3 protein-coding genes are annotated in these 4,554 nt (G+C 39.1%); 2 read left to right on the forward strand and 1 reads right to left on the reverse strand.

Going from position 1 to position 4,554, the window contains the following annotated elements:
* Nucleotides 1-882, reverse strand: an 882-nt coding sequence (ubiA, locus tag FFR48_RS25675; RefSeq protein WP_137669319.1) for a 4-hydroxybenzoate octaprenyltransferase, incomplete at its 3' end; no start/stop codon positions are given.
* Nucleotides 883-1,421: 539 nt separating this feature from the next.
* On the opposite strand from ubiA, the gene FFR48_RS25680 reads away from it, so the two are divergent.
* Both FFR48_RS25680 and FFR48_RS25685 read left to right on the forward strand, forming a co-directional pair.
* Entirely contained in the window at nucleotides 1,422-3,071 is a 1,650-nt protein-coding gene (locus FFR48_RS25680) for a Ppx/GppA phosphatase family protein (RefSeq protein WP_137669320.1), read from the forward strand.
* Between the two features lie 118 nt (nucleotides 3,072-3,189).
* Nucleotides 3,190-4,356: a pyridoxal phosphate-dependent aminotransferase gene (locus tag FFR48_RS25685; RefSeq protein WP_137669321.1), complete on the forward strand. Its 1,167-nt coding sequence runs from the start codon at nucleotides 3,190-3,192 to the stop codon at nucleotides 4,354-4,356.
* Nucleotides 4,357-4,554: the final 198 nt, after the last annotated feature.

The raw sequence follows: 4,554 nt of genomic DNA on the forward strand, positions 1-4,554 counted from the left end.
TCTGAAAGAACCAAAAATCATTCCTGCTAAAATCAAAAATCCAATCCAGACATTTTGACAGAACATTTCTCCATAAGCAGGGTTAGGTAGTTCGGGGTTTCTCAAGCGGATAAATTGCCAAACCCAACCACCAGATGCAATGATTAAACTAATCCAGAAAAATCCATTCAGGTTAACTAACAAACCCTCTCCAGCTAGGAGAATGATCGTACCAGCGAAGAAAATACCAATAGCTGTGGGGGCATATTTACCAAAAAAGAGGGCGCTGGAATTAACACCAATGCGCTGATCATCTTGGCGATCGCTCATGGCATAAATGGTATCAAATCCCAATGTCCAAAGTACAGTTGCACCCCAAAGTAACCAAGTCGGTGCGGTAATGTTTTGTGTAACTGCACTCCAACTAATCAAAACGGCAAAACCCCAAGCGATAGAAAGCACTAACTGCGGTACAGGAAATACTCGTTTTGCACCAGGATAAAGTAAAATTACGGGTACTGCTGCTACAGACAACCAGAAGCTTAAAGGGCTAAGATAGAAAGCGAGAACTGCGGCACAAGCCAGGGCAACTATCCCTACAGCTATACCCACTTTGATGGATAGGGCGCGGGAAGCCAAAGGGCGATCGCGTGTTCTCTCGACTTGCGGATCTATATCTCGATCCCATAAATCATTAACTACACAACCTGCGGCGCTGGTGGCCAGAGTACCTAATATAATTACTCCTACTAGGGGTAAAGGTGGTTTACCAGCAGCTGCCAAAAACACAGCCCATAGTGCAGGAATCATCAAAATTAACCTACCTTCTGGTTTATGCCACCGTAACAGCCGAATAATAACTAGCCATAATGGTTCTTGGTTGCTTTCTGGTGTTGTTAGCATATTCGCTTAATTCACATATCTTCACATCTATAGAATATCGTTATTTGATAACTGTAAATACAGGGAGCATCCAAATTTGGGAAAAATACAGCACTGATGTCAAAACATGATTTAATTCTCTTTACTTTTACTTTATTCTCTAGGACTTACGCACAAGTAACAGAAGAATGAACCACAAAGGAACGAAGGACACGAAGGAAAGAGGGTTGGAGAGATATTTTGCGTCAGTCCTGTTCTCTTTATTTTGCGTCTGTGCGATTTATTTTTTGATGATCTTGACACATCAACGAATGTTCCAGCTTGGGATACAAATTCATTACTTTAATTGTGTGTAATTTCACCAAACAATTAACCTGAAAACTCTATATATTTACAATACAGTAGATAGCAGATCAATCAGGTACAGAATCTAATTTGAAACCTAGACAGAAACAGAGTTTTACTCCTGACTCCTGCTGTATTGTCAGTAACAAGTATTTAGTGCGGATTAAATCGGCACACCAGCTTTGACCATCCATTGTTAAGAGAGAGAAACTTAAATGGTGAATGTAGTTTCTGCGAACTGGGAGAATATGGCAACTCCACCAGTGAAGCAAAACCGGATGATTGCGTCCATTGATATCGGCACTAATTCTTTGCACATGGTAATAGTCAGGATTGAACCGACACTACCAGCTTTTACAATGATTGCCAAAGAAAAAGAAACAGTGAGATTAGGCGATCGCAATTTAGAAACGGGAGAATTAAAACCAGAAGTGATCAAAAAAGCGATCGCTTGTTTAGGACGTTTCCAAGCACTAGCCAAAAGTCTCGAAGCAGAAAGCATTATTGCAGTCGCTACTAGCGCCGTCCGTGAAGCACCTAATGGTAGAGAATTTTTACACCAAGTAGAAACCGAATTAGGTTTAAGTGTAGACTTAATTTCTGGTCAGGAAGAAGCGCGACGCATTTATTTAGGTGTGCTTTCTGGCATGGAATTTAATCACCAACCGCACATTATTGTTGATATTGGTGGTGGTTCAACAGAACTAATTTTAGGCGACTCCCAAGAACCCCGCAGTCTCACCAGTACAAAAGTTGGTGCAGTGCGACTCACTGGGGAGTTTATCACCACTGATCCCATCAGTGATACAGAGTTTCAATATCTGCAAGCCTACGCACGAGGTATGTTAGAACGTTCTGTAGAAGACGTACTTTCTAAACTCCAACCTGGTGAAATTCCCAAGTTAGTAGGAACATCTGGCACAATTGAAACTATAGCCATGATTAATGCTAGGGAAAAGATGGGTGTAATACCTTCTACCCTCAATGGTTATCAATTTAATCTTCAGGACTTGCGGACTTGGGTAACGCGCTTGCGACGCATGAATAGCGTAGAACGGGCAGCCATTTCAGGAATGCCAGAAAGACGGTCAGAAGTGATACTTGCTGGGGCAGTGATATTACAGGAAGCAATGACCCTGTTGGGTGTAGACTCAGTGACACTGTGTGAACGTTCCCTGCGGGAAGGTGTGATAGTAGATTGGATGCTGACACATGGTTTAATAGCAGATAGACTGCGCTATCAAGGTTCAGTTCGAGAACGCAATGTTCTGAAAATTGCCAAAAAATACCAAGTTAACCTAGAACATAGCGATCGCGTAGCTAAATTCGCATTAAGTTTATTTGATCAAACTCAGGGAAAACTACATCCTTGGGGTAAAGACGAAAGAAAATTACTTTGGGCTGCTGCAATTTTACACAATTGTGGTCACTACATCAGCCATTCCGCACACCACAAACATTCATACTACCTAATTAGAAATGGTGAATTACTTGGTTATAACGAAACCGATATCGAAATCATTGCTAATTTAGCTCGTTATCACCGCAAATCACCACCCAAGAAAAAGCACGAAAATTACCGGAATTTATTGCATAAAGAACATAAACAAATGATATGTCAACTGAGTGCAATTTTAAGATTAGCAGTAGCTTTAGATAGAAGACAAATCGGCGCAGTATCTCATGTTAATTGTGAATATTTGCCTCATGCAAATGAATTGAAAATGTTAATATTTCCCTCTGAATTAGGTGATGATTGTGCTTTGGAATTGTGGAGTTTAGATTACAAAAAAGGAGTGTTTGAACAAGAATTTAGTGTGAAATTATTAGCAAATTTAGTCAATACTGGCGTTAAGTTTTCTTAGCTTTTAGGGAATTTAATCGCAGGGGTAAGGGTGTCAGGGTGTAAGAGTTTAGGAAAAATGAATTCTTTCTCCTGTAACTCCTGTAACTCCTGTAACTCCTGTAACTCCTTGGATTATTATGAAATATCAATTCTCTCGCATGAATGCGGTACAATCACCAATTATTCCTGTAGTTGGGGAATTAATCAAAAATTCTCCCGGTACAATTTCTTTGGGACAGGGTGTAGTCTACTATAGTCCACCACCAGAAGCAATAGAAATATTACCAAAATTCCTCAACGATGCCACAAATCATCTCTACAAACCAGTTACAGGAATACCCGAATTAATTACAGCATTAACAACAAAATTATCAACATTTAACGGCATTGAAATTAACAATCAAAATTGTATTGTTGTCACAGCCGGTAGTAATATGGGCTTTATGAATGCTATTTTAGCCATAACTTCCCCAGGTGACGAAATTATATTAAACACTCCCTATTATTTCAATCATGAAATGGCAATTACAATGGCGGGTTGTCATCCAATTTTAGTAGCAACAGACGAAAATTATCAATTAATTCCTGAAAATATAGCCCAAGCTATTACACCCAAAACCCGCGCCATTGTCACAATTTCGCCGAATAATCCCACAGGTGTAATATATTCAGAAGCGGTATTAAAACAAATAAATCAAATTTGTCGAGAACGGGGTATTTATCATATTAGTGATGAAGCTTATGAATATTTTACCTATGAGGGAATAAAACATATTTCCCCTGGTGCATTTGCGGGAAGTAATGAATATACAATTTCCCTTTATAGCCTTTCCAAAGCTTATGGTTTTGCGAGTTGGCGTATTGGTTATATGGTAATTCCTCAACATTTATTAAATGCAGTCAAAAAAGTACAAGATACAATTTTAATTTGTCCTCCTGTCGTTTCCCAGTATGCAGCATTAGGGGCATTACAAGCAAAAGAAGATTATGTAAAAGATCATATTCAAACAATTGCCCAAACTCGGAAAATAGTGATTAATGCACTTAATGAATTACAAGGTTTATGTACCATCACACCTGCAAATGGGGCTTTCTACTTTTTCTTAAAAGTACATACTCAAATAGATGCTTTAGAATTAGTAAAAAGATTAATTCAAGAACATAAAGTAGCAGTCATCCCTGGTACAACCTTCGGGATAGAAGACGGTTGTTATTTGCGTGTTGCTTATGGTGCATTAAAACAAGAAACAGCAAAAGCAGGAATAGAAAGATTAGTCAAAGGATTACAAATTATCTTATCATAACCACAGATGGATGAAGGTTACTGGGGACTGGGGACTGGGGACTGGGGACTGGTGACTGGTGACTGGGGACTGGGGACTGGTGACTGGGTAATCAATTTTATGTTTTCTAATCAACTATTCCCAATTACCAATTACCAATTACCAATTACCAATTACCAATTACCAATTACCAATTACCAATTACCAATTACCAATTAC

Source organism: Sphaerospermopsis reniformis (assembly GCF_005402885.1).
GTDB lineage: Bacteria > Cyanobacteriota > Cyanobacteriia > Cyanobacteriales > Nostocaceae > Sphaerospermopsis > Sphaerospermopsis kisseleviana.